This window comes from Nonomuraea sp. NPDC004702, assembly GCF_053601695.1.
The window spans coordinates 126612-145664 of record NZ_JBSGCE010000009.1; the positions used below are offsets into that span (position 1 = coordinate 126612).

Consider the following 19053-nt stretch of genomic DNA (forward strand, 5'->3'; position numbering starts at 1 on the left):
GACCTGGTCTTTCCCGCCTGCCGCCCCGCGAGATCGTATATGGACCGCACGCCTCGCGGCGCGCACAATCGGCCCATGGGCTATGTCGGCGCGCGGACGCCTCGCAGGGAAGACGCCAGACTGCTGACCGGAAAGGGGAGATACGTCGGCAACGTACGCCTGCCCGGCATGGCGTACGCGGTGGTGGTGCGCAGCCCCGTCGCGCACGGACGGCTCCTCGGCTGCGACGCCAAGGCGGCCTGGACGGTCGAGGGGGTGCTCGACGTCATCACCCCGGCCGACGCCGCGGAGCTGCTGCTGCCCTGCGTCACCCTCGCCCCCGGCCAGCGGCTGACCGCCTACCGGGTGCTCGACGACACGATCAGGTACGCCGGCCAGCCGATCGCCGTCGTCGTGGCCGGCACCCCCGCCGCCGCCCGCGACGCCGCGGACCTGCTGGACCTGGAGCTCGACCAGTCGCCCGCGACCGTCGGCGCGGAACGCGCACTCGACGAGGACGCGCCGCTGCTCTACCCCGAGTGGGGCACGAACCTGGTCACCGACTTCCTGCTCGGCGACGCCGACTGCGCGGAGTTCGTCGAGTCCGCCGAGCACGTCGTCGAGATGACGTTCAGGATGGGGCGGATCTCGCCGCATCCTGTCGAGCCGCGCGGCGTGGTGGCCTCCTACGCCGACGACGAGCTGACCGTGCACACCTCCTCCCAGGCCCCGCACCACGTGCGCGAGCACCTGGCCGACGCGTTCGGGCTCACCCACGACCGGGTACGCGTGATCAGCCGGGACGTCGGCGGCGGGTTCGGCGGCAAGGAGCACGTCTACCCCGACGAGGCGCTCGTCTGCCTGGCCGCGATGCGGACGGGCCGCCCGGTGAGCTGGACCGAGTCGCCCGGCGACCGGCTGGCGGCGACCCTGCCCGCGCGGGCCGCCGTCCACCGGGCCAGGCTGGCGCTCGACGGCCAGGGCCGGTTCGTCGCCCTGGACGCCGACATCCTCGGCGACCTCGGCGCGCATCCCTCGAACGTGGGCATCTCGCCCTTCGCGGTCTCGGCCACCCTGCTGCCGGGGCCCTACAGGTTCGAGCGGGTCGGCGTACGGGTGCGCGGGGTGGTCACCAACACCACCCCGACCGGCTCCTACCGCGGCTTCGGGCAGCCCGAGTGCACCTGGACCAGGGAGCGCCTGATCGACGAGGCGGCCCGGCGGCTCGGCCTCGACCCGGTCGAGCTGCGGCTGCGCAACATGCTGACGCCGGACGAGCTGCCGTGCACGAGCCGGGTCTACCAGCAGTACGACTCCGGCGACTACCCCCGGGCCCTGCGCACCCTGCGCGACCTGGTCACCCCGGTCACCGGCGTGGACGACGGCCGCCTTCGCGGCGTCGGCTACTCCTGCCACGTCGAGACCACCGGTCTGGGCCCGTCGATGGAGATGAAGGCGTCGGGCATCCAGGCGGGCGGCTACGAGACGGCGGTGCTGCGCATGGAGCCGGACGCGTCGGTGGTGGTGTCGTCCGGGGTGGTCTCGATCGGGCAGGGCATCGAGACCGCGCTGGCCCAGGTCGCGGCCGACCGGATGGGGGTGCCGATCGAGCGGGTGCGGGTGGTGCTGGGGGACACGGCGGCGACGCCGTACTCGTCGATCGGGTCGATCGCCAGCCGGTCGCTGGCGGTCGGCGGCGGGGCGCTCGTCCAGGCCGCCGCCCGGCTGCGGGACAAGCTGCTGGCCATCGCCGCCCACCGGCTGGAGGCGGCGCCCGGCGACCTGGAGATCGCCGAGGAGTGCGTGCGCGTCAAGGGCGACCCGCGGGCGTCGGTGTCGCTGCGGGAGCTGGCCACGTCCGCCTGGCGGGCCTGGGACCTGCCCGAAGGCGTCACGCCGGGGTTGGAGGAGCGGGTCAGCTACGACCCGGCCGCCTACACCTTCGCCTACGGCGCGCACGCCGCCGCCGTCGCGGTGGACCCCGAGACCGGCGCGGTCGAGGTGGAGCGCTACTGGGTGGTCAACGACGCCGGGACGCTGGTCAACCCGTCCGTGGTCGAGGGCCAGATCCGCGGCGGGGTCGCGCAGAGCATCGGCATGGCGCTGACCGAGGAGATCGTCCACACCGAGGACGGGCAGCCGCTCGCCGAGTACCTGCTGCCGACAACCCGCGAGGTGCCCGACATCGAGGTCGTGCTGCTGGAGACCCCCTCGCCGCTCACCCCGGGCGGCATGAAGGGGGCGGGCGAGGCGGGCACGATCGGCCCGCCCGCCGCCATCGGCAACGCGGTCGCCGCCGCCATGCCCGAGCTGGCCGGACGTGTCACCGACGTGCCCCTCACCCCTCAGGCCGTGTGGAGGTGTCGGCACCTCTGACCTGGGCACGAGGAGCCTGAAGGTTCGGATCGGGGGACGAATCATGGAATATCGTGCACTCTTGGCGTCCATCGGCCGCATGACGGGCCTGGGCGCCGGCCCGGCCAGAGCGGCGGCGGAGGCCACGCTGACCACGCTCGCCCGCACACTCGACGACGACGACCGGCGCGAGCTCCTCGACGCCCTGCCGCCCGAGCTGACCAACGACTTCCCCATGGACCATCCGCGCAACGACGGCACCGAGGAGGGCTTCGTCCGGCAGGCGGCGCTGCTCGGCCGCCGTCCGCCCGAGCAGGCCAGGATCAGGGCCCAGGCCGTGCTGGCCGCCGTCGCCGAGCAGGACCCCGAGCTGATCGCCCGGCTGCACATCCCCGAGCAGGTACGCCCCCTGTTCGACCCGCCGGACAGCGGCGGCGGCATCACCGGCCCCAAGGGGCACGCCGCCCCGCTCACCGCCGACGAGATCGCCGCGGCCCTCGCCACCCTGCCGCTGTGGACCGGCGACCGCTCGGCGCTGCGCCGCGAGATCCCCCTGCCGCGGGAGAACCTGCGTGCCGTCCGCCGCGCGCTCGACCGGCTCAAGGCCACCTACGGCCGGCAGCCCCAGCTCCACGACACCGCCGACGGCCTGGCCATCGTGGTCAGGACCGTCTCCGTGGGCGCGGTGACGGCCCTCGACGTGCAGCTGGCCAGGCGGGTCGACGACCTCATCGAGGAGGTGGGCGCCGGCATCGGCCGCCCGTAGCCGCGGGCCCGGCCGGTCTCGGGGCGCGGGCCTGGCTAGCCGCGCGGCCGGTCGGGCGTCGTCTCGCCGGTCAGGTCCTCCAGGTGCTTGCCCGACTGCGACAGGGCCTGTTCCAGCGCCGCCTGCCCGGCGGTCTTGTGCTCCGCCGGGATCCTCCCCGCCACGCCCGGACGTCCGGCCGGGCGCTCACCCGGACGTCCACCCGGGCGCTCGGCCGGACGCCTGGCCGCGTCGAGGAGCGGCGTGGTGTCGGTCTCGGGGGTGTTCTCGTCAGGACTGCTCATGGCCCTGTCCGTACCCGCTGACCTGGGAAGACATGTCGGACCGCGAAGAAAGTCGGGATTTCTCGGAAAACGTTCGACCCGAACGGCCCTTGCGTGCGTACAGGTTTGGACAGCCGCATGTCCGACAACTCGGAGGCAGGTCTCGTGTTGACTGAAACGAGCATTCGTCGCCGCCCTTCCCAGGATGGAGAGGCCATGTCCAGGCTGCGGTCGGCCCGGCGGAGCCGGATGCAGTACGTATGGCCGTTGCGCCCGGACGCCCGGACCGTCGGCCACGCCCGGTCGATCGTCCGGGAGGAGCTGTCCGGGCTCGACCTGCACGACGACGTCGTGGACGACGCCGTCCTCATGGTGAGCGAGCTGGTCACCAACGCGTTCATGTACGGCGAGGGCCCCTACGAGCTGCTCCTGCACGTGGACGCCAAGGAGGTCATGTGCGTCGTCGTGGACGCCGGCCCGCCCCTGCCCGCCCCCTCGGTCCCCGACCCGTCCGCCGAGCACGGACGGGGGCTGCGCATCGTCGCCCGGCTCTCCGACGGCTTCTACGGCTGCCATCCCCAGCGGTACCTGACCCACCCCGACCTGGTCGGCAAGGCCACCTGGTTCGCGCTGCCACGCCGCGGCGGGCCCGGCAACGTCGTCCCGATCAGGGCGGGCACGTAGAGGGCTTCCAGTCTCCTGCAAGTCGGCCCGACCATACTGTGATCGATTTGGACGAAGCCGATGAGTGGGACAACGTGGAATTCCGAGTTCTGGGGCCGCTGGAGGTCCGCGACGCCGACGGGGGCGCGGTCGGTCTCGGCGGCCCCCGTCCGCGAGCCGTGCTGGCCCGGCTGCTGGTCGCGCAGGGGGCCGTGGTCCCCGCCGAGACGCTGATCGACGACCTGTACGGCGACGCCGCCCCGCCCAGCGCCCTGCCCACCCTGCACTCCTACGTCTCCAACCTGCGCCGCGCGATCGAGCCGGACCGGGGGCCGCGCGCCCGGCCCAGGACGCTGATCGCCCGCCCGCCCGGCTACCTGCTGGCCGCCGCCGACGTGGACGCGCTCCGCTTCGCCGAGCTGGTGAACCGGGCCGAGTTCCGGTCGGCCGAGGAGGCGCTGGCCTGCCTGGAGGAGGCGCTCGGGCTGTGGCGCGGCTCGCCGTACGAGGAGTTCCAGGACGAGCCGTGGACGATCGTCGAGGTGAGCCGCCTGCGCGAGCTGCGCCTGGTCGCGGTCGAGCGGCGGGCCCGCGCGCTGCTCGACCTGGGCCGTCCGCAGGCGTTGATCACTGAGCTGGAGGCCGAGACCGTCGCCAACCCGCTGCGCGAGCGCCTGTGGTGCCTGCTCGCGCTGTCCCTGTACCGCACCGGCCGCCAGGCCGAGGCGCTGGCCGTGCTGCGCACGGCGGCCAGGCGGCTGTCCGAGGAGCTCGGCCTCGATCCCGGGCCCGAGCTGCGGTCGCTGGAGTCGGACATCCTGCGCCAGGCCGGCTCGCTCGCGCCGGTGGACGACACCCCGGCGCTGGTGGCCGAGCCACGCCCGCTGGACGTCCCGCACGGGCGGGAGGCCGAGCTGGCCGAGCTGGTGGCGGTGGCCGAGCGGGCCGCGCCCGCCGGGCTCGCGGTCGCCGAGGTCAGCGGTGAGCCGGGGATCGGGAAGACGCGGCTGCTGGAGGCGTTCGGCGAGCACTGCGCGCGGCTCGGCCGGCTCGTGCTCCGCGGACGCTGCCACGACGCCGAGGGCACGCCCGCGCTGTGGCCGTGGACGCAGGTGTTCCAGGCGCTGGAGCCGCACTGCCCGCCGCCGGACCGCGAGCCCCTGTCCGGCCTCCTCGACGCCCGCCCCGAAGCGCCGCCGGACGCCGGTGGCCCGGCCGAGGCCCTGTTGTCGCGCCGGAACCAGGCCGCCGCCCGATGGCTGGTCACGGCCTCGCGCGCCCAGCCGCTCGTCATCGTCCTGGACGATCTCCAATGGGCCGACCCGGCTTCGCTCGACCTGCTCAGGCATCTGGTCATGCTGCTGCGCGGCGGCGCGGTCACGCTGGTCGCGGCCTTCCGCACCGGGACCGGCGACGTGCTCGGGCGGCTGGTCCGCTACGACCTGTCGCGGGTGCGCCTGACCGGCGTCGGCCCCGAGGCGGTCCGGGCCATCGCGGCCGACCTCGGCGTCGAGCTGGACGACGAGTCGTGCGCCAGGATGGCCGACCGCACCGGCGGCAACCCGTTCTTCCTGCGCGAGAGCATCAGGCTGCTCGCTCAGAACCCGGACGTGGACGAGGTGCCCGAGGCGGTGACCGAGCTGGTCCGCCTGCGGCTGGACGCGCTCGCCGGGGTCACGGACGTGCTGGCGGTCGCGGCGCTGGCCGGCCGGGAGTTCGACCCGGCCGTGGTGGCCCGGGTCGCGGGGGAGGAGGCGTACGAGCCGCTCGACCGGGCCGTGCGCGGCGGCCTGCTGGCGGCGCGGGCCGGCGGGCGGCTGGCGTTCGTGCACGACCTGGTGCGCGAGGCGCTCGTCAGGGACCTGCCGCCGCTGCGCAGGGCGGCGCTGCACCGGGACCTGGCCGCCGCGCTGTCCGCCCGTCCGGCGACCGACGTCGAGGTGATCGCCCACCACGCCGTGCAGGCCGGGCCGGTGGCGTACGGGGAGGCGGTGCGGTGGGCGCGGGCCGCGGCCGAGCAGGCCGAGCTGCGCCTGGGCTACGCCGAGTCCGCGTCCTGGCTGGGGCACGCGGTGACCGCGCACGACGCCTGCGGCGGCGACCCGGCCGAGCACGTGGAGCTGCTGCTGCGGCAGGTGCGCGCGCTGCTCGCGGCGGGCGAGCCGGCCGCCGCCCGCCGGGTCAGGGACCAGGCCGTGCGGGCGGCCGACCGCATCACGGACGGGGGAGCGGCGCTCCGGGTCCGGGCGCTGACCTCGTTCGACACGCCGACGATCTGGACGCTGCGCGACCCGTACGGCGCGGCCGACCCGCTGCTCGTCCGCCGCTTCGAGGACGCGCTGCGCGAGCTGCCGGAACCGGACGGCCCCGAGCGCGCGATGCTGCTGGCCGGGCTGGCCCAGGAGCTCTACGACGCCTCCGGCGACCCGCGGGCCGAGGGGCTGTCCGCGCAGGCCGTGGCCATGGCCCGGCGGCTGGGCGACCGGCGGCTGCTGATGCGCGCGCTCAACGCCAGGCACCTGTCGCTGCCGCGTCCGCTGCACGTGCACGAGCTGGCGGACCTCGCCGCCGAGCTGCACGAACTGGCGGACGGCGAGCCGGCCTACCAGCTGCTGGCGAACATGATGGACGCCCACAACCGGCTGGAGCTGTTCGACGTCACCGGCGCCGACCTGGCCGCGGCCCGCTGCGACGACCTGCTCGACCGGCTCCCGCTGCCCTGGCCGCGCTTCCAGCACACGCTCTGGCGGGCGGGCCGGCTGGTGCTCGGCGGCCACTTCGACCAGGCGGACGACCTGTACGCCGACGCCGCCGACCAGGCGTCCGGCCTCGGCATCTGGCACGCCACCCGCGCGGTGACCGCCGGCCGCCTGGCCCTGGACTACCACCGGGGCACGATGGCCGCCGCGGGCCCGCTCATCGACGTCCTGCGCGGCGCGAACCACGCCCTCGACCAGGCCGCCCGCACCCTCCACCGGCACGCCCAGGGCCGCCTGGACGAGGCCCGCGAGCTGGACGGCCAACCGCTGCTCGACCGGTCGCGCCCGTCCACCCTGTGCCTGCGGGCCGCCGCCGCGGCGGCGCTCGGCCGGGTGCACGAGTGCCGCCTGCTCTACGAGGCGCTGCTGCCCTTCGGCGGCCGGATCACCGTCCTGTCGGCCTGCGCCTGGATGGGGCCGGTGGACTGGCACCTCGCGCTGCTGGCCGAGGCGACCGGCCGGCACGAGAGCGCGGTCCGGCACCTGACCGAGCTCGAACGGCTGGCCGCCCGCAACGGCCTGACCTGGTGGCGCGACCGGGCGGCCGAGGCCCGCCGGGGGCCCGGCCGCAAGCACCTGCAACTGGCCACCAGCGGATGACAAGGGCCCCCTGATCGACTCTCCTGACGATCGCCAGGGGAGTCGATCGCCGGGAGGGGAGTGCGGGATGACGGGTGCGCAGGCTTTGGTGCGGGCGCTTGAGCGGGTCGGCGTGGACACCGTGTTCGGCATCCCCGGCGGCGCCGTCCTGCCCGCCTACGACCCGCTGTACCGCTCGACCTCGATCAGGCACGTGCTGGTCCGGCACGAGCAGGGCGCCGGGCACGCGGCCGAGGGCTACGCGCAGGCCACCGGCAAGGTCGGGGTCTGCATGGCGACCAGCGGCCCCGGGGCCACGAACCTGGTGACGCCGCTCGCCGACGCCTACATGGACTCGGTGCCGATCGTCGCGATCACCGGCCAGGTGCCCAGCTCGCAGATCGGCACGGACGCCTTCCAGGAGGCCGACATCACGGGCATCACCCTGTCGATCACCAAGCACAGCTTCCTGGTCACCGACGCGGCCGACATCCCCCGCACGATCATGGAGGCGTTCCACCTCGCCTCCACCGGCCGTCCGGGTCCGGTGCTGGTGGACATCACCAAGGACGCGCTCCAGGCCGAGACCGCCTTCGTCTGGCCGCCGGTCATGCGGCTGCCCGGCTACCGCCCGGTCACCCGGCCGAACGCCCGGCAGATCAGGGCGGCCGCCGAGCTCATGGCCACGGCCCGGCGGCCGGTCCTGTACGTCGGCGGCGGCGTGCACAAGGCGGGCGCGTCCGCCGAGCTGCTGCGCCTGGCCGAGCTGACCGGCATCCCGGTCGTCACCACGCTCATGGCCCGCGGCACGTTCCCCGACAGCCACCCGCTGCACATGGGCATGCCCGGCATGCACGGCTCGGTCGCGGCCGTCGGAGCCCTCCAGCGGGCCGACCTGATCGTCGCGCTCGGCGCCCGGTTCGACGAGCGCGTCACCGGCGACCTGGGCACGTTCGCGCCGCACGCCAAGGTCGTGCACGCCGACGTGGACCCGGCCGAGATCTCCAAGAACCGGCACGCCGACGTGCCCGTCGTGGGCGACTGCAAGGAGGTGCTGGCCGAGCTGACCGCCGCCCTGGACGGCCGGCCGGGCGACCGCGCGGACTGGCTGCGCACGCTGGAGGGGTACCGGCGCACGTACCCGCTGGGCTACGAGACGGTCGAGGGCGCGCTCGCCCCGCAGTACGTCATGCAGCGGCTGAGCGCCCTGGCCGGTCCTGAGGCCGTTTACACCTCCGGCGTGGGCCAGCACCAGATGTGGGCCGCCCAGTTCATCGCCCACGAGCGGCCGGGCTCGTTCGTCAACTCCGGCGGCGCGGGCACGATGGGCTTCGCGATCCCCGCCGCGATGGGGGCCAAGATCGGCTGCCCGGACCGCACGGTGTGGGCGATCGACGGCGACGGCTGCTTCCAGATGACCAACCAGGAGCTGGCCGTGTGCGCGCTGGAGGGCGTGCCGATCAAGGTGGCCGTCATCAACAACGGCAGCCTCGGCATGGTCCGCCAGTGGCAGACCCTCATGTACGACGGCCGCCACTCCAACACCGACCTGCGCGCCGCCCGCCGCATCCCGGACTTCGTCGCGCTGGCCGAGGCGTACGGCTGCCACGGCCTGCGCTGCGAACGCCCCGAGGACGTGGACGCGGCCGTCGAGCAGGCCATGGCGATCGACGACCGGCCGGTGGTGGTGGACTTCGTCGTGCACCGGGACGCGATGGTGTGGCCCATGGTGCCCGCCGGCACGAGCAACGACGACATCCGGATCGCCAGGGACCTGGCTCCGAACTGGGGAGATGACGAATGAGTCAAGTCGTAACAAAGCAGCCAAAGGTGCCGAACCTCATCTAAGCTTCCTTGACCCGGGGCGGCCCGGGCCGCGGAACCGAGGTGGAAAGTGGCGCTGCGCGTCAAGGTGCTGGGGCCCATCGTGGCCGAGATCGACGGGGTGGAGGTCGCGCTCGGCGGCCCGAGACAGCGCGCGGTGCTCGCCGTGCTGGTCGCGGCGCGCGGGCAGGTGGTCTCGGCCGAACGCGTGCTCGACGCCGCCTGGGACGAGGGCGAGCCCGCCTCGATGCCCACCCTGCACTCCTACATCACCAGGCTGCGCAAGGCACTCGAACCCGGCCGGACCAGCCGGGCGCCGCAGAGCGTGCTGGCCCGCGTCGGCAACGGCTACACGCTGCGCGTCGAGCCCGACGCCGTGGACGCCGAGCGGTTCGCCCGCAAGGTCGCGGAAGGGCAGCTCCTGCTGGAGTCGGGCGACCACAGCGCGGCGCTGGCCGTGCTGAGCGAGGCCGTGGAGCTGTGGGGCGGGCAGCCGTACGGGGAGTTCGCGGGCGCGGCCTTCGCCGTCCCGGAGATCGCGCGGCTCCAGGGGCTGTTCCTGTCGGCGCGGGAGAGCCTGTTCGCCGCGCAGCTCGCCCTCGGACGGCACGCGGCCGTGGTGCCGGAGCTGGAGAAGCTCACCGCCGAGCAGCCCATGAGCGAGCGCGGCTGGGAGCTGCTGGTGCTGGCCCTGTACCGGTCGGGCCGCCAGGGCGACGCGCTGGCCGCGCTGCGCTCGGCCCGCCGCGTGCTGGCCGAGGAGCTGGGCATCGATCCGGGGCCGGGGCTGCGCGAGCTGGAGGCGGCGGTGCTGGCTCAGGACGACGCGCTGCGTCCCGGCGGCGCCGCGCCGCTGCCGGAACGCGGCGGCAACCTGCCCTTCCCCGTGACCGCGCTGGTCGGCCGGGCGGCCGAGGTCGAGCAGGTGGCCGCGCTGCTCGCCGAGCACCGGCTGGTCACGCTCAGCGGGCCGGGCGGCATCGGCAAGACCCGGCTGGCGCTGGAGACCGCGCGGGCCAGGGACGACGCCGACGGACCATGGCTGGTCGAGCTGGCCGGGCTGGCCGACCCCTCGCTGGTGGCCGGGGCCATCGCCCAGGTGCTCGGGCTCACCGGGCCGGTCACCGGGCAACGCCTGGCGTACGCGCTGCGCGGCCGCAGCCCGCTGCTGGTGATCGACAACTGCGAGCACCTCGTGACGGCCGTCCGCGACACGGTGTCCGAGCTGCTGGCCGGGGCGGGCGGCGTACGCGTGCTGGCCACCAGCCGCGAGACGCTCGGCGTGCCGGGCGAGGCCCTGTACGACGTGCCGCCGCTGTCCACGGCGGACGCCCGCGACCTGTTCCTGAGCCGGGCCAGGGCCGCCGCGCCTGGCTGGGAGCCGACGCCCGCCGAACTGGCCAACGCCGAACGCCTCTGCCTGGGGCTCGACGGGCTGCCCCTGGCGGTCGAGCTGGCTGCAGGGCAGTGCCGCATGTTGTCGGTCGAGCAGATCCTCACCTCGATGGACGACAGGTTCAGCGTGCTCACCGACGGCGCCGGCCCGCAGCGGCACCGCACGCTGGCCCGTACCGTGGAGTGGAGCTACGACCTGCTCGAACCCGCCGAGCGCGAGCTGTTCCACCGGCTCGGCGCGTTCGCCTCCGGCTTCGACCTGGACGCCGCGGCCGCGGTGTGCGGGCGGCCGGTCCTGGGCGGCCTGGGCGCGCTGGTGCGCAAGTCGCTGGTCGCCGTCGAGCCCGGCACCTCGCCGCGCCGCTACCGGCTGCTGGAGACGATCAAGGAGTTCGCCCGCGCCCGGCAGGACCCGGCCGAGCTGGCCGAGGCCCAGGCCGCGCATCGGGCCTGGGTGCTGACCCGCGCCGAGGCCGCCGACGCCAGGATCCGCGGCGAGGGGGCGACCGCCGCGATGGAGGTGCTCCTCGCCGACCAGGCCGAGCACCGGGCCGCGTTCACCTCGGCGATGCTGGCCGGCGACGGCGGGTACGCGCTGCGGCTCACCGGCCTGCTGTCGTGGTTCTGGTACCGCCGGGGCCACGTCGCCGAGGGGCTGGCCAGCCTGTCGGCGGCCATGGAGCTCTACCCCGACGCCGAGCCCGGCGTGCGCTCCCAGGCGCTGATCGGCATGGCCGGGCTGCACTACCTGGCCGGCGACTTCGTCGCCGCGAGCCGGCGGGCCAGGGAGGCGGCCGAGATGGCCCGCCTGGCCGACGACCTGGTCGCCGAGGGGCGCGCCCTGACCTACCGCGCGCTGTTCGGCGGCCTGTGCGGGGCGCCGAACGCCCTGGCCGACGCCCGTGCCGCGCTCGACCTGGCCGAGGTGGCCGGCATGGCGTGGCTGCACGCCGAGGCGCTGATGGTGCTCGGCATGCTGCTGGTGTTCGCCCGGGAGACGGGCGAGGCGGCCGGCTGGCTGACCCGGTCGATCGAGGTGGCCACCAGGACGGGACACCGCTTCGTCACCGCCTCCTCGACCTGGCTGCTGATGAAGATCGACCTGCTGGGGGGCCGTACCGACCGGCCGCTGGCGTCCGGGCTGCCGATCCTGCGCATGCTCGACGAGGACAAGGACGTCACGTCCTGGCTGGTCATGGCGCACACGCTGGCCGGGGTGCTCACCGCGGGCGGGCTGCCGCGGGACGGCGCCCGCCTGCTCGGCGCGGTCGAGGCGGTCGGGGCCCGGGTCGGCTTCTCGCCGCCGGAGCTGGACCCGGCCGACGGCGCCGAGCGGGAGGAGCTGATCCGGCGCGCGCTGCCCGCCGCCGAGCTGGCCGAGTGCCTGCGCGAGGGCGCCGCCCTGTCACCCGCCCAGGTGCACGGCCTGCTCGACCGTTTGATCCGGAGCCGCGTCCACTGACCTGGGATTCTTGCGCAGGGCGGGCCGGCAGGCTTTGGTACAGGTATGCCCCCAGGTGATCGGCTCGCCGTGCAGACCATCGAGTTCCACGGTGACAAGGTCGCCTTCGGCGAGGCCGGCGTGACGGACGAGGAACGCGCCGCCGCCGGCCGCGAGACGCTCGCCCAGCGCAACCAGGCGCTGCTGCGGGGCAACCGCCGCCGGGCCAGGCGCCGCTACGCCCACGAGCTGCCCGACGGCGTGCACTTCGCACGCGTGTGGCGGCGGCGCGCCCTGGCCGAGCTGCGGCCCGTGCTGACCGGCGGGCCGCTGGCCGTCTGGGGCGAGGACGACGACGTGCTGCACGTGCTCTGGCAGGGGCCGAACGCCCAGCTCGTCGGCGGCGTGCGGTTCCCGATGTGGCCGGTCAAGGGGGCGGCCGACCTGTGGGAGCTGTCCCTGCGCGTACGGCACCTGGACCGGGCCGTGATCGGCGTCACCGCGGTGCCTCCCGGCGGCCGGCCGGTGGAGCGGATCTGGCACGGCTCCCGCGCCGCCCCCGCCCCCGCGACGGCCGCCCGGCTCGCCGGCACGCTGGTCACCCGCGAGATCAGCAGCGTCCACCTGGGCGAGCGCCGCGCGATCACCGTCTACCGGCCGCCCGGCCCGATCCGGCCGATGCCCCTGTGCCTGCTGGCCGACGGGCAGGCCGCCGAGTCGCACGCCCGGGTGCTGGAGCCGGCGATCCTGGCCGGCGCGCTGCCGCCGCTGATCCTGGCCGGTCCGCACGCCGCCGGCGCGCCGGGGCCGTACCCGGACGGGCGGGCCAGGGAGTACCTGCCCTACGCCGACCCGCGGCGCTTCGCGGCGCACCTGGCGTTCGTCGTCGGCGAGGTCCTGCCCGGCTTCCCCGAGGCGAGCCACGTCATCAGCGCCGGCTTCTCCGAAGGCGCGGCCTTCGCGCTGACCGCCGCCGACCGGTGTCCCGGCCGGATCGCCGCGGTCGTCGCCCTCAGCCCCGACCTGCTGCCGCAGCTCCTCGACAGCTCCGTACGGGTGCCCCGGTACCTCGCGGCGGGCACCCTCGAACCGGCCTCGCTGGACTGCGCGCGCTCGCTGGCCGCGCGCCTGGCCGGGGCGGGCGTGGCCCACCGCTGCACGGCGTGGATCGGCGGCCACGACGGCTACTGGTGGCGGGTGCACCTGCTGGCCGCCCTCACCTGGCTGGCCCGCCAGCCGCTGCCCCGCGCACGCTGACCGCGCCGGCTCCCCCGCTCACGCTGACCGCGCCGGCCGGACGGCGGCCAGCACCAGCAGCCCGGCGAACAGCCCGGTGACCGCGGCGGCCAGGTAGACGGCGTTCAGCGCCGAGGGGAACGAACCCGGCCCGGTCATGCCGTCCTGGAACAGGATGCCGAAGGCGGCGATGCCGAGGGCGTACCCGAGCTGCCTGACGGTGTTGACCGCGCCCGCCGCCATCCCGGCCCGGTGCGGCGGGACGTGCGCCATGGCGGCCGAGCTGAGGGCCGGGATGGCCAGGCCGACGCCGATCCCGGTCACCACCAGGCCTGGCGCGAGCGCCGTCCACGTGGAGTGCTCGTCGAGCATGCCCTGCAGCAGCGCGCCCGCGGCGATCAGCAGCAGCCCGCCGCCGACCGCGGCGCGCGCCGTCAGCCGGGGGAGCAGGCGGGCGGCGGCGACCGAGACGACCAGCGAGGTGCCGGCCATGGGCGTCAGCGCGAGCCCCGCCTGGACCGGCCCGAGCCCCAGCCCGCCGGCCTGCTGCAACCACAGCGAGGTGAAGGCCAGGCAGGCGAACGCGGCCGGCATGAGCAGCCCGGCGCCCGCCATGATCCCGCTGAACGCCTTGTTCGCGAACAGCTGCAGGTCCACCATGGGGTGCGCGCTGCGCGACTCCACCAGCACGAACGCGGTGAACGCAAGGACCGCCACGGCTAGCGGCACCAGCGTGCGCGCCGACGTCCAGCCGTTCGGCCCGGCCTCGATCAGCCCGTAGGTGAGCGCGCCCGCCGCCAGGGTGAACGTGCCCATCCCGGCCAGGTCCAGCCGGCCCCCGCCCGGCAGGCGGGACTCGCCGACCGTGCGCCAGGTCATCCAGGCGGCGGCCAGGCTGATGGGCAGGTTCACCAGGAAGACGGCCCGCCAGTGCAGGTGCTCGGTGAGCAGCCCGCCGAGCACGGGGGCGAGCGCCGCGGCGGCCCCGTTCACGCCGCCCCACACGCCGAACGCGATGCCGCGCTCTCGGCCGTGGTAGGTGGCACTGATCAGGGCCAGCGTCGTGGCCATCATGGCGGCGCCGCCCGCCCCCTGCAGCACGCGGGCCGCCAGCAGCAGGCCCCCGGTGGGCGCGAGGCCGCAGGCCAGGGAGGCGAGCGCGAACACGCAGAGGGCGATCAGGTACACCTTGCGCCGCCCTGCGTGGTCGGCGACCGAGCCGGCCGCCAGCAGCAGCGCGGCCAGGGCCAGGGCGTAGCCGTCCAGGAGCCATTGGGCGTCGGTGAAGGACATCTTCAGGTCGGCGGTGATGCCGGGCAGGGCCACCATGACGATGGTCACGTCCACCAGGAGCATGAAGGCGCCCAGGCAGGCGGCGGCCAGCGGCCACCAGCTCGTACGGGTCAGTGTCGTGTTCATGGCGGCAAGGGTCCGGCCCGGACGGGGGATGACCCTAGCCGTCGAGGCTCTTCTGCCGGTTTTCCGCGCTCAGTAGCCTGATCTGGTGGAAAACGTCACGCTCGACGAGGTCGACCGCGGGCTGCTGCACGCGTTGCAGGTGGACGGGCGGGCCTCGTTCAGCCGGATCGCCGAGGTGCTGGGGGTGTCCGACCAGCGGGTGGCCCGCCGCTACCGGCGGCTGCGCTCCGGCGGCGGGATCCGGGTCGTCGGCGTGGTGGACCGGCAGCGGCTCGGCCACCAGTCGTGGGCCATCCGGCTGCGCTGCACGCCCGACGCCGGCGCCTCGATCGCCGAGGCACTCGGACGGCGGCCCGACACGTTCTGGGTGCACCTGCTGTCCGGCGGCACCGAGATCTCCTGCGGCGCCATCCAGCGCCTCGACCGGGAACGCGAGCCGCTGCTGCTGACCAAGCTGGCCAGGACCAACCGGGTGCTCGCGGTGTCGGCGCACCGGACCCTGCACATGTTCGTCGGCGGCCGCATCGGCTGGGCCGGGCTCGCCGCGCTCACCGCCGACCAGGTCGCCCACCTGCGGGCCGGCCGCGTGTACGCCCCCCGCGACACCGGCGAGGACGTGACGCTCGGCCCCGGCGACGACGCGCTGCTGGCCGAGCTGTCCCGCGACGGCCGCACCGGCCACGCCGACCTGGCGGCGGCGACCGGCTGGTCGGAGTCCACGGTCCGGCGGCGGATGGAACAGCTGTGCGCGGCCGGCGCCCTGTTCTTCGACATGGACGTGCTGCCCCGGCTCCTGGACTACCGGGTCGAGGCCCAGCTGTGGATGTCGGTGCCGCCCGCCGACCTCGACGCCACCGGCCGCGCGCTGGCCGAGCACCCGGAGGTCGCCTTCGCCGGGGCGACCACGGGCCCGACGAACCTCGCGGCCAGCGTGGTGTGCCGCGACGACACCGCCTTCTACCGCTACCTCACCGACAGCCTGGGCGCGCTGCCCGCCATCCGGCACATCGAGACCGCGCCGATCATCAGGACCATCAAGCGGGCGGGCGCCGGGCTGACGAGTTGACCTCAAGTCGTCTTGAGGTTGCACGCTGGCCGTGGACGTTTTCCGGGATGAGGAGTGGTCATGAGAGTGGTGCAGGTGACGCGGTTCGGCGGGCCCGAGGTGCTGGAGACGCGGACCGTCCCGGACCCGGTGGCCGGGCCGGGCGAGGTCGTGGTGAAGGTCCGCTTCGCCGAGATCAATTTCATCGAGACGCAGCTCAGGCGGGGGATCACGCCGGGGCCGCCGCTGCCGGAGCCGCCGTACGTGCCGGGTGCGGGCGTCGGCGGGCTCGTGTTGGCGGTGGGCGATGACGTCGATGCCGGGCTGGTGGGGCGGCGGGTGGTGACCCGTACGCCGGGCTTCGGCGGCGGGAACGCCGAACTGGTCGTGGCCAGGGCCGCGGACCTGATCGAGGTGCCGGACGCGCTCGCGCTGGCCGACGCCACGGCGCTGCTCATCGACGGCAACACGGCCGTGGGCCTGGTCGCGAACGCCGCGATCCGGCCCGGCGAACGGGTGCTCGTCCAGGCCGCGGCCGGCGGGCTCGGCAGCCTGCTCGTGCAGCTCGCGCGCGCGGCCGGCGCCCGGGTCATCGGGACGGCGGGCGGCGCGGCCAAGCTGGCGGTGGTCGCCGGGCTCGGCGCCGAGGCGACCGTCGACTACTCGCGTCCCGGCTGGACCCAGGAGGTCCTCGACGCGACCGGCGGGCACGGCCTCGACGTGGTCTTCGACGGCGTGGGCGGCGAGCTCGGCCGCCAGGCGTTCGAGGTGACCGCGCGCGGCGGGCGGTTCTCCGTGCACGGCGCGTCCAGCGGCAGCGCCACGACCGTCGATCCGGCGGAGGCCGACCGCCGGGGCGTCACCGTGATCGGCCTGGAGCAACTGGCCGCCCTGGGCCAGGACGGGAACGAGCGGGCCGTGCACGCGCTCGCCGAGGCGGCGGCCGGGCGGCTCAAGGCGGTCGTCGGGCGCACGTTCCCGCTGGAGCGGGTGGCCGAGGCGCACGCGGCGATCGAGGCCCGCGCGGTGAACGGCAAGACCCTGCTGGAGGTCTGACCGCCCGCGGGCCCTGGGATGCCGGGGCCATAATCGAGGCGTGCACCGGCCGTCCAGGCGACTCCTCTTCCAGGCGGGCGCGGTCGCCGTGGCCGCCGTGGCGGGGGCGCTCGCCCGGTCCGAGCCCGCCCACACGCCGGACGACTCCTTCGTCAGGCTGCGCCGCCAGTGGCGCGAGGTGACGCTTGGGTCGGGGTTCGACGCGGGCGCGGAGCCGTACCGGACGCGGCTGGCCGAGACGGGGCGGCGGGCGGCCCGGTACCGCGCGGCCATGGCGTACACGGGCACGTCGCTCTGGGCGGACCAGCCGTTCCCGTCGTTCGCCGCGACGCCGGGGCGGCTGCTGGCCATGGCCCGCGCGTACGCGCTGCCGGGGACGGGGCTGACCGGCGACGCCACCCTGGCCGCCGCCGTCGCCGCCGGGATCGACCACTACCGCCGCCACGTGTACGCCGCCGGCGCCGACCCGGCGGGCAACTGGTGGCACTGGGAGATCGGCGTGCCGAAGGCGCTGCTCGACGCGGCCGTGCTGGTCGGGCCGCACCTGGGCGAGCGGCGCGGCGCCGCGCTGCGGGACGCGGTCGACCACTTCGTGCCCGAGAGCCGCCTCGGCGACTACAGCGGCACCAGCACCGCCGCCAACCGGGTGGACCTGTGCGTGGTGATGCTGCTGCGCGCCATGCTCAGGGCCGACCCCGGCAAGGCGGCGCTGGCGGCCTCGGCGCTCGCCCCGGTGTTCCGCGTGGTCGCCGAGGGAGATGGTTTCTACCGGGACGGGTCCTTCGTCCAGCATTCGACCGTGCCGTACCAGGGCGGCTACGGGGTGACGCTGCTCACCGGGCTGGCGACGTTGTTCGCGGTGCTGCGCGGCACGCCGTGGGAGGTCGTGGACCCGACCGTGTTCGCCATGGTGGAGCGGTCGTTCGCGCCGTTCGTGCACGACGGGTTCTGCATGGACCTGGTGCGCGGCAGGGGGATCGGCAGGAAGCCGTTCGGCGACCACGACAGGGGCCGCGAGCTGGCCGCCGCGATCCTGCTGCTCGGCGAGGTGGCCCCGGCCGCCGACCGGGCCCGCTGGCAGGCGATGGTCAAGGGCTGGGCGGTACGCCAGACGTGCCGTCCCATGCAGGACGAGGCCGGCCCGGCCTTCCATGCCCGCCTGACCGCCGTCCTGGCCGACGACGCCGTGCCCGCCGCGCCGGAGCCCGTCGGCCACCGGCTGTTCCCGATGAGCGCGCGGGCCGTGCACCGCCGGCCGGGCTGGTGCGCCGCGCTCAGCATGGCCTCCGCCACGATCGGCCACTACGAGCACGGCAACGGCGAGAACCCGCGCGGCTGGCACACCGGCTCCGGCATGCTCTACTGGTGGGCCGACGGCCACGCCGACCAGTACTCCGACTCGTTCTGGACGACCGTCGACCCCTACCGGCTGCCCGGCACGACCGTCTCCACCCGGCGGCTGCCCGACGGCGCGGGCCCGGCCTGGGGCGACACCTGCCCGCCCGGCCGCTGGGTCGGCGGCGCCACGGACGGCACGTACGCCGTCGTCGGCCAGCACCTGAACGGCCTCGACAGCACGATGGAGTCGTTCAAGTCGTGGTTCTTCCTCGACGACGCCGTGGTCTGCCTCGGCGCGGGGATCAGCGCCGCGGACGGCGTGCCGGTCGAGACGATCGTGGACAACCGCAGGACCGCCGCCCCCCTGACCGCCGATTTCCGGGCGGGGTGGGCGCACCTCGACGGCCACGGCGGCTACGTGGTGCCGGACGGCCTGCGCACCCTGCGCGAACGGCGCGGCGACCGCGACTACGTCACGCTCTTGCTCGACCACGGCGTCGATCCGGACCAGGCGGACTACGTCTACCTGCTCATGCCGGGCGCGAGCCGCGCGCGCACGGCCGCCAGGGCCGCCGATCCCGGGTGGGCCCGCGTGCTCGCCAACACCGCGCGGCGGCAGGCCGTCCGGGTGGACGCGCTGGGCGTCACCGCGGCCGCCTTCTGGAACGAGGGCGCCGCCGGCCCGCTCGCCGCCTCCGCGCCCTGCGCCGTGCTGGTCAGGGAGGACGCCGCGGGCACGGCCACCGTCACCGTGGCCGACCCCCGGCGCGACCTGGACGGGCTCACCGTGACCTGGGACCGGCCGGTCACCGGCGTGCTGCGCGGCCACCCGCTGCTCACGGGGGCGGCGACGGGCGACCGGCTGAGGCTCGCCTTCGGGCCGACGGCCGACCTGGAGGGCGCTTCGGTGACGGTGACCGTCCGGCTGTCGTGAC

General features: G+C 75.4%; 12 protein-coding genes. 10 read left to right on the plus strand and 2 right to left on the minus strand.

What is annotated here, in order from left to right:
• Positions 1-75 precede the first annotated feature (75 nt).
• Together ACWEJ6_RS14605 and ACWEJ6_RS14610 are read left to right on the plus strand one after the other, a co-directional pair.
• Complete coding sequence (locus ACWEJ6_RS14605) at positions 76-2355, plus strand: xanthine dehydrogenase family protein molybdopterin-binding subunit (RefSeq protein WP_452423960.1); 2280 nt, start codon at positions 76-78, stop codon at positions 2353-2355.
• 61 nt (positions 2356-2416) lie between these two features.
• A complete protein-coding gene (locus tag ACWEJ6_RS14610; RefSeq protein ID WP_452423962.1) occupies positions 2417-3100 on the plus strand; it encodes a DUF2267 domain-containing protein in 684 nt (227 codons plus the stop codon).
• Positions 3101-3135: 35 nt separating this feature from the next.
• On the opposite strand, the gene ACWEJ6_RS14615 is transcribed toward ACWEJ6_RS14610, so the two are convergent.
• Positions 3136-3384, minus strand: coding sequence for a hypothetical protein (locus ACWEJ6_RS14615; protein ID WP_452423964.1), 249 nt, complete (start codon positions 3382-3384; stop codon positions 3136-3138).
• Between the two features lie 195 nt (positions 3385-3579).
• Between ACWEJ6_RS14615 and ACWEJ6_RS14620 the strand changes: the two genes are divergently transcribed.
• From ACWEJ6_RS14620 to ACWEJ6_RS14640, 5 genes are all read left to right on the plus strand, one after another.
• Positions 3580-4047 (plus strand): ATP-binding protein, encoded by a 468-nt coding sequence (locus ACWEJ6_RS14620; RefSeq protein ID WP_358291444.1) that lies wholly within the window; start codon positions 3580-3582, stop codon positions 4045-4047.
• A gap of 47 nt (positions 4048-4094) precedes the next feature.
• Positions 4095-7385: a BTAD domain-containing putative transcriptional regulator gene (locus ACWEJ6_RS14625; RefSeq protein WP_452423966.1), complete on the plus strand. Its 3291-nt coding sequence runs from the start codon at positions 4095-4097 to the stop codon at positions 7383-7385.
• A 67-nt stretch (positions 7386-7452) separates the two neighbouring features.
• A complete protein-coding gene (locus ACWEJ6_RS14630) occupies positions 7453-9168 on the plus strand; it encodes an acetolactate synthase large subunit (RefSeq protein ID WP_452423968.1) in 1716 nt (571 codons plus the stop codon).
• Between the two features lie 90 nt (positions 9169-9258).
• The gene (locus ACWEJ6_RS14635; RefSeq protein ID WP_452423970.1) at positions 9259-12045 is read left to right on the plus strand and encodes a BTAD domain-containing putative transcriptional regulator; all 2787 of its coding nucleotides are present in this window, start codon (positions 9259-9261) and stop codon (positions 12043-12045) included.
• A gap of 45 nt (positions 12046-12090) precedes the next feature.
• Entirely contained in the window at positions 12091-13281 is a 1191-nt protein-coding gene (locus tag ACWEJ6_RS14640) for an alpha/beta hydrolase (protein ID WP_452423972.1), read from the plus strand.
• A gap of 18 nt (positions 13282-13299) precedes the next feature.
• Here the strand turns inward: ACWEJ6_RS14640 and ACWEJ6_RS14645 are convergent, their stop codons facing one another.
• Positions 13300-14679 (minus strand): MFS transporter, encoded by a 1380-nt coding sequence (locus ACWEJ6_RS14645; RefSeq protein WP_452423974.1) that lies wholly within the window; start codon positions 14677-14679, stop codon positions 13300-13302.
• An 85-nt stretch (positions 14680-14764) separates the two neighbouring features.
• Here ACWEJ6_RS14645 and ACWEJ6_RS14650 point away from each other — a divergent pair, with 85 nt between their 5' ends.
• Genes ACWEJ6_RS14650 through ACWEJ6_RS14660 form a run of 3 tightly spaced genes read left to right on the plus strand, consistent with a single transcriptional unit; the run spans position 14765 to position 19052 of the window.
• Positions 14765-15745 (plus strand): AsnC family transcriptional regulator, encoded by a 981-nt coding sequence (locus ACWEJ6_RS14650; RefSeq protein WP_452423976.1) that lies wholly within the window; start codon positions 14765-14767, stop codon positions 15743-15745.
• A 60-nt stretch (positions 15746-15805) separates the two neighbouring features.
• Complete coding sequence (locus ACWEJ6_RS14655; protein ID WP_452423978.1) at positions 15806-16780, plus strand: zinc-binding dehydrogenase; 975 nt, start codon at positions 15806-15808, stop codon at positions 16778-16780.
• A gap of 40 nt (positions 16781-16820) precedes the next feature.
• Positions 16821-19052 (plus strand): polysaccharide lyase 8 family protein, encoded by a 2232-nt coding sequence (locus tag ACWEJ6_RS14660; protein ID WP_452423980.1) that lies wholly within the window; start codon positions 16821-16823, stop codon positions 19050-19052.
• Position 19053 lies beyond the last annotated feature (1 nt).

What these genes read in the sequence shown, in the direction of transcription:
- ACWEJ6_RS14630 (WP_452423968.1), top strand. Translation starts at nt 7,453, where the DNA reads ATGACGGGTGCGCAGGCTTTGGTGCGGGCGCTTGAGCGGGTCGGCGTG.
- ACWEJ6_RS14615 (WP_452423964.1), bottom strand. Translation starts at nt 3,384, where the DNA reads ATGAGCAGTCCTGACGAGAACACCCCCGAGACCGACACCACGCCGCTC.
- ACWEJ6_RS14655 (WP_452423978.1), top strand. Translation starts at nt 15,806, where the DNA reads ATGAGAGTGGTGCAGGTGACGCGGTTCGGCGGGCCCGAGGTGCTGGAG.
- ACWEJ6_RS14645 (WP_452423974.1), bottom strand. Translation starts at nt 14,679, where the DNA reads ATGAACACGACACTGACCCGTACGAGCTGGTGGCCGCTGGCCGCCGCC.
- ACWEJ6_RS14605 (WP_452423960.1), top strand. Translation starts at nt 76, where the DNA reads ATGGGCTATGTCGGCGCGCGGACGCCTCGCAGGGAAGACGCCAGACTG.
- ACWEJ6_RS14620 (WP_358291444.1), top strand. Translation starts at nt 3,580, where the DNA reads ATGTCCAGGCTGCGGTCGGCCCGGCGGAGCCGGATGCAGTACGTATGG.
- ACWEJ6_RS14640 (WP_452423972.1), top strand. Translation starts at nt 12,091, where the DNA reads ATGCCCCCAGGTGATCGGCTCGCCGTGCAGACCATCGAGTTCCACGGT.